The sequence below is a fragment of the Mycobacterium sp. genome (assembly GCF_044342925.1).
GTDB lineage: Bacteria > Actinomycetota > Actinomycetes > Mycobacteriales > Mycobacteriaceae > Mycobacterium.
This window is the reverse complement of record NZ_JBIIOV010000196.1, coordinates 1-5,663: the sequence shown is the minus strand read 5'-3', so window position 1 is coordinate 5,663 and position 5,663 is coordinate 1. Positions and strand designations below refer to the sequence as shown.

Below are 5,663 nucleotides of genomic sequence, written 5' to 3'. Positions count from 1 at the left end.
CGCGAAACCCAGCAGATCTTCCCGTAGCGATCCGGTATCGGGAATCGGGACGTTGCGCTCGGCGAACGCCCGAATGGTCGCCGAAAGCAGTTCCGGAGAGTTGGGCCATATCTCCTGGATGACCTTTGGCTTGACCCCCATCCGAGCCGCAACTCCGTCGAGTGTGAACGCACCGATCCGCTTCACCGCGAGCTCGGCCAGTGCAGCGTCCAGAATCCGCTCGCCCTCGATCGTGATGGGGACACCGCTGACATGCGTCAACTGGCGGACCCCCAGCGTGACGGGGTCGCGTGCACTCGGCCGGTCATGACTTCCTTAGTGGTTGCGCCTGTCGACTGGGCGGCTCCCGGAGTACCGCGGCGAGAAGCGCTCACACGGTCCGATGGAAACACCGCTGATCCGGATGTCAGTTAAACCCAGCTCGTATTCTAAAGCACCCCGCTGGCAGCACCGACAGTTATTTCACAGATTGCCAGCACGACTGCTAGCTTACCCACCGACGCGCAAAGCAGGCCTTGCCCCAGCACCGAGAGAGGAGCCGTAGTGACCGTCGCCATGACTCGCCTCATCGGGATGGAATCCGCGGCCGCGGCACCCACGGCGCTGATGCGGGACCACCGTGAGCAGCTGACCCAGCTGTTGCGGACGCTGGCGGCACGACTCGACGAACTGGACCGGCGGCTGACCGATCTGGGATGGCGTCGGCACCGTCAGCACAGCGGTGTCACGCTCGGTGAATTACTCTGCGAAAGAACAGCTTTGGAAGCTGAGCGGGCGCGCCTTACAGAGCGGCTGGAGGTTCTGGCCAAACAACTCAACGCGCTCGACAGTCAGCTGTCCGACACCGACTGCCACGATCTAGCGGCCACCGCCCGCGTCGGGACGTGCCCCTACTGCGGTTACCCGAGCCTGGGCTCGGGGCTGTGCGCATTCTGCCGCCCGCAACTGGCGCGCTGACCCGGATTGAGGTCGCTTGGATGTCTACGCCGGGCCGATGCGTTCGGAGTCGTAGATAAGTAGCGAACCGTTGCCAGGGACGACGCTGAGCCACCGGTTCTCGGTATCGACTCTGCCGTCGTTGAGGACATAGCGAAGGGTCGCGGTCACGCTCGTCGCATCGCGAGGAACGACGGACAGCACCGACACGGACCGGACGGTCGACCAGAAGCCTAGATAGTCGTCGATCCCGTTGCGCTGCTGGTAGTGGGTGTCGAGTTTGCTCCAGGCGCCCCGGGCGTTCCCGGGCAGTTCGGCGTAGAAGCCGGTGACTACGTCGCGCATCGCGTCAAAGGTCGCCGGCACCGGTGTAGCGGAGGTCGAGGTCGACGGCGACGTGCGGGTGGTGGTGATGGGCGACGTCGTCGCGGGCCGGGATGTCGAGGTTAGCGGCGGCGACGACGCCGATTGCTCCTGTTTGGGCCAGATCGCGTACACCAGCGCGCCGAGGATCAGCACCAGCGCCAGGCCGGAGAGAGCCCACGGCAGCCGCGACGGCGCAGGCGTGGGCGGCTCGTCGACAGGTGCAGCCTGGTAATCCGAGGACAGGATCGCGGTGTGGTGCTCCATCGGCGGCGGCGGTGCGGGCATCGTGGCCCGCGGCGGCGGCACCGCCCGCGGCGGGGGTGGCAGAGGCGGCCCGTCGACGGCGAAACGCAAGGCATTGGCGAAGTCGGTGCAGGTGGGGAAGCGGTCATTCGGGTTCTTCGCCAGCGCCCGGGCCAACACCGGATCGACAGCGGCCAGCGCCAGCCGGAAGTCGGCGAGTCGAGGCGGCGGGGAGTTGAGGTGGTGGCTGATCACCACGGCGGGGTTTGAGGTGCCGAAGACCGGGGAGCCGGTCAGCAGGTGGTAGGCGGTCGCCGCGAGCCCGTACTGGTCGGCACGGCCGTCGATGGCCCCGCCCATGAGCTGCTCGGGTGAGGCGTAATTCACCGTACCGACAGTCATGTTGGTCTCGGTGAGCCCGTGCGTTTCGGCGGCATTGCGGGCAATCCCGAAGTCTGCCAGGACGATCCGGCGGCGCCCCCGTTCGGGATTGGTCAGCAGAATGTTGGGCGGCTTGACGTCGCGGTGCAACAGCCCCCGGGCGTGGGCGTAGTCCAGGGCATCGGCGACGGCGGCGACGATCTCGGCGACCTCCCGCGGCGGCATGCCGTTCGGGAACTGGTCGTGCAACAGCCGCCCGGCGTCGGGACCGTCGATGTAATCCATCGAAATCCACAGCTGCCCCTGGAATTCGCCGCGGTCGTGGATGCCGACGATGTGCGGGTTGTACAGCGAGGCGGCCAGTTCGGCCTCCCGGTTGAACCGGGCGCGGAAGTCGGAATCCGCTGACATCTGGGCGGGCAGGATCTTGAGCGCATCCTGCCTGGGCAGGCGCGGGTGCGCGACCAGATAGACCTCGCCCATGCCACCGAAGCCGAGGGGACGCAGGATCCGGTAGCCCGCGAAGACTTCTCCATTAGCCAGCGGCATGTGGCGAATGGTACCGATGCCGTCGCGGGCGGCTCAGGCGTCTTCGTCGTTGCCTGGCCTGCGGAGTGCGTCGCGGTCGCCGAACAAGGGCCGGCGCACCTGCTGATGCCCGTGCACGCCTTCTGCGTATGCCGTCTCCGCATGCTGGGCGAAGTCGACCCCGCTGGCCTCGTCCTCCTCGCTGAGCCGGAAACCCATCACCCGGTCGATGAGCTTCGCCAATACGAACGTCACGCCGAAGGCGTAGGCGGCGACGACCACCGCGGCAAGTACCTGCTTGCTCAACTGGCCGAACCCGCCGCCAAAGAACAACCCCTGCGCGCCGCCGGTCATCACCGACGTGGCGAGCAGGCCGATCAGCAGCACACCCACCACGCCGCCGACGAAGTGCACGCCGACGACGTCGAGGGAGTCGTCGTAGTTGAGCTTGAACTTCAGCCCAATCGCGAAGGCGCAGACGATTCCAGCGGTCAGTCCGACCACCGCCGCTCCGAACGTCGTGACGGTGCCGCAGGACGGGGTGATCGCCACCAACCCGGCGACCACACCGGACGCCGCGCCGAAGGTGGTGGGCTTACCGTCGCGAATCTGTTCCACAGACAGCCAGCCCAGCATCCCGAGGCAGCCGGCAACCAGGGTGTTGAGGAACACCGCCGACGCAATTCCATTGGCAGCCAATGCCGAACCGGCGTTGAAGCCGAACCACCCGAACCACAGCAGGCCGACACCGAGCAGAACGAACGGCAGATTGTGCGGCCGCATCCAGGCCGCGAACTTGGCGCGGTCGGCAATGGCGCCGCTGACCAGCGCCGCGGTGATGATCGCAAAGCTGAGTTGGAATGTGGCATAGAGCAATTCGGGAACCGAACCGTGCAGCGTCTCCGGCCCGATTCCGCGCATGCCGACGTGGCTAAGACCCCCCACCAGGCCACCGGTGGAACCCTCCGAGAACGCCAGACTGTAGCCCACCAACAACCACGCCACCGTCACGAGCGGGATCGAGATGAAGCTCATCATGATCATGTTGAGCACCCCGGTGGTGCGCACCATGCCGCCGTAGAAAATGGCCAGTCCGGGCGTCATCAGCAGCACCAGCGCGGTACAGGTCAATAGCCACGCGGTGGCGGCGGGATCGAGTTCCACCGGTTCAACTCCTTCGGCTGGTTGCCCGAAAAGCCGTCGATGGAACGGCCACTTCGATATCGATTAGTGAGGATGTCGGCGCGGTGTTTCAGAACCGGGGCGGCCATGTTTCGGCGATGTTTCGCCGAAACCAAAAACACAAGCCGGCGATGTTTCGCCGAAACCAAAAACAGAAGCCGGCGATGTTTCGCCGAAACCAAAAACAGAAGCCGTCTACCAACCCATCGAGCCGGGGCCGCCCTTGAACGGGCCCACCACCCCGCTGGTGATCCAGCCGCCGTAGAACCCGCCGGGTTGCGGCACCACCGTCTCGCCGTTGACGGTGCAGCGATCCACCTTCCCGGCCATCACCGCGACACAGTCGGCGATCGGCTCGAATCCGGGTGTCGGCCGGGGATAGTTCCAGGCCGCCTGAGGGGCGACCACCTCCCCCGCGACCAGATCGAAGTAGCGGGCCTGGCCCTTCCACTCACACCACGAGGCGCCCGTGGCGTTCCGCAGAGCGCCGTCGCGGAACGCGGATCGGGGAAGGTAGTAGGTGGGCGGATGGCTGGTTTCCAGCACCCGCCACGCGGTGTCGGTGCTGGCGATCACCTCGCCACCGAGTTCGACGGTGATCGGGCCGTCACAACGTTCCAGGCGCGGCGGGCGTGGGTAGTCCCAGACCGACTCCTGGCCCGGACCGGGTGTCTGCGGTTGCGGTCGCATACTCAGACCACGCCCCGCAGACCGTCCGGGCCGAACACCGGTTCAAGCATCGCCGACATGTCCGGGCCGCGCCGCAGCCCGTGCCCGCCGTCGACGTTGATCACTTGGCCGGTGACCCACCCGGCCGCGTCGGACAGCAGGAACATCGCCATGTTCGCGACATCGGTGACCTCACCGACCCTCGGCAGCGGCGTGCACTGCCGGTAATCCTCGCTGACTTCCGGCGAGTCCAGGATCACCTGCACCAGGTCGGTGCGGATCAGGCCCGGCCGGATGCCGTTGACCCGCACCCATGACGGTCCCAGCTCGTCGGCGGCCAGCATGATCAGGTGATCCAGCGCGGACTTCGTCACCCCGTAGGCGCCGAACCAGCGGTGGACATTACTGGCGGCGATCGACGAGATGCCGACGAACGACCCGCCACCGGCCCGAACCATCTGGCGTGCGCTGTGTTTGAGGACGTACATGGTGCCGTTGACGTTGAGGTCGACGGTGCGCCGCCAAGCCGCCGAATCGATCTGGGTGACCGGGCCGATGGTCTCCGATCCGCCGGCGCAGTGCACGACGCCGTGCAGACGACCGTTCCACGTGGTGGCCGCTTCGACGGCGGCAGCCACCTGCTCCTCGTCGGTGACGTCGGCGGGGTGGGCGCGAACCCGGCCCGCGGCGTCGCTGTTGATCTGCTCGGCCGCCGCCGACAGCCGGTCGGCGTTGCGGCCGACGATGAGAACGTGTGCCCCGGCTCGGGCCAGACCCGCGGCTACGCCCACGCCGATTCCGCTGCCACCGCCGGTGATCAGATAGGTCCGGTCGGTGAAGGAAAGTTCCATACGGTGGTCCTGGTGTAGGCGTGAGGCCGGATTGACGGGCGCTGTGAGTGCACCCGTTTTCACACTAGTATCCGTTGTAACGCCTTCGTCAGTGCCGACGACAGAACAGGTTGACTGCTACTGCACCCGCCTGCCGGGGACAGCCCACCGATCAGAAAGCACCACCATGGCCACTTTCACCACCTTTGCGCACCGTCTGCTGCTTGCCGGCGGCTTCGCCGTCGCCGTGTCGGCGGCTCCCCTGGTGGCCGCTCTGGCCGCCCCTGCCGGCCCGGCCGCCCCGGTGTTGGCCGAGTGCCCCCCGGGCCAGGTGCTCGACGCCGTGACAGGCGCCTGCAGCCCGATCGTCCCGCAGGCGCCACAGACGCTCAACCCGATCTCCCCAGGGGTCACCGACCTCGCCCCGGGCGCGCTTACCGAAACCAACCCCGGCAGGGTCGGTCAGCTGCCCGAGATCAACGGCATCCCCTGCACCGGCGCCAACACCGGTAAGTGCATCGGCCTGCA

The 5,663-nt window shown here is 67.0% G+C and carries 7 protein-coding genes; 2 read left to right on the top strand and 5 right to left on the bottom strand.

The window, feature by feature from the left end; genetic code table 11:
- On the bottom strand, positions 1-261 hold a 261-nt coding region (locus tag ADBZ6I_RS15650; RefSeq protein ID WP_526385436.1), incomplete at its 3' end, for a TetR/AcrR family transcriptional regulator.
- Between the two features lie 282 nt (positions 262-543).
- On the opposite strand from ADBZ6I_RS15650, the gene ADBZ6I_RS15645 reads away from it, so the two are divergent.
- The gene (locus tag ADBZ6I_RS15645) at positions 544-957 is read left to right on the top strand and encodes a hypothetical protein (protein ID WP_526385434.1); all 414 of its coding nucleotides are present in this window, start codon (positions 544-546) and stop codon (positions 955-957) included.
- A gap of 24 nt (positions 958-981) precedes the next feature.
- On the opposite strand, the gene ADBZ6I_RS15640 is transcribed toward ADBZ6I_RS15645, so the two are convergent.
- The 4 genes from ADBZ6I_RS15640 to ADBZ6I_RS15625 form a co-directional block, all read right to left on the bottom strand.
- On the bottom strand, positions 982-2,475 hold the full coding sequence (locus ADBZ6I_RS15640) for a serine/threonine-protein kinase (RefSeq protein WP_526385432.1): 1,494 nt from the start codon (positions 2,473-2,475) through the stop codon (positions 982-984).
- 33 nt (positions 2,476-2,508) lie between these two features.
- Positions 2,509-3,618 (bottom strand): ammonium transporter, encoded by a 1,110-nt coding sequence (locus ADBZ6I_RS15635; RefSeq protein ID WP_526385430.1) that lies wholly within the window; start codon positions 3,616-3,618, stop codon positions 2,509-2,511.
- A 213-nt stretch (positions 3,619-3,831) separates the two neighbouring features.
- A complete protein-coding gene (locus tag ADBZ6I_RS15630; RefSeq protein ID WP_526385428.1) occupies positions 3,832-4,326 on the bottom strand; it encodes a DUF427 domain-containing protein in 495 nt (164 codons plus the stop codon).
- Positions 4,327-4,328: 2 nt separating this feature from the next.
- Entirely contained in the window at positions 4,329-5,156 is an 828-nt protein-coding gene (locus tag ADBZ6I_RS15625; protein WP_526385426.1) for an SDR family oxidoreductase, read from the bottom strand.
- Between the two features lie 166 nt (positions 5,157-5,322).
- Between ADBZ6I_RS15625 and ADBZ6I_RS15620 the strand changes: the two genes are divergently transcribed.
- The coding region (locus ADBZ6I_RS15620; RefSeq protein WP_526385424.1) for an intersectin-EH binding protein Ibp1 at positions 5,323-5,663 on the top strand (341 nt) is incomplete at its 3' end.

Coding starts and splice junctions, on each gene's coding strand:
- ADBZ6I_RS15640 (WP_526385432.1), bottom strand. CDS start 2,475: ATGCCGCTGGCTAATGGAGAAGTCTTCGCGGGCTACCGGATCCTGCGT.
- ADBZ6I_RS15630 (WP_526385428.1), bottom strand. CDS start 4,326: ATGCGACCGCAACCGCAGACACCCGGTCCGGGCCAGGAGTCGGTCTGG.
- ADBZ6I_RS15625 (WP_526385426.1), bottom strand. CDS start 5,156: ATGGAACTTTCCTTCACCGACCGGACCTATCTGATCACCGGCGGTGGC.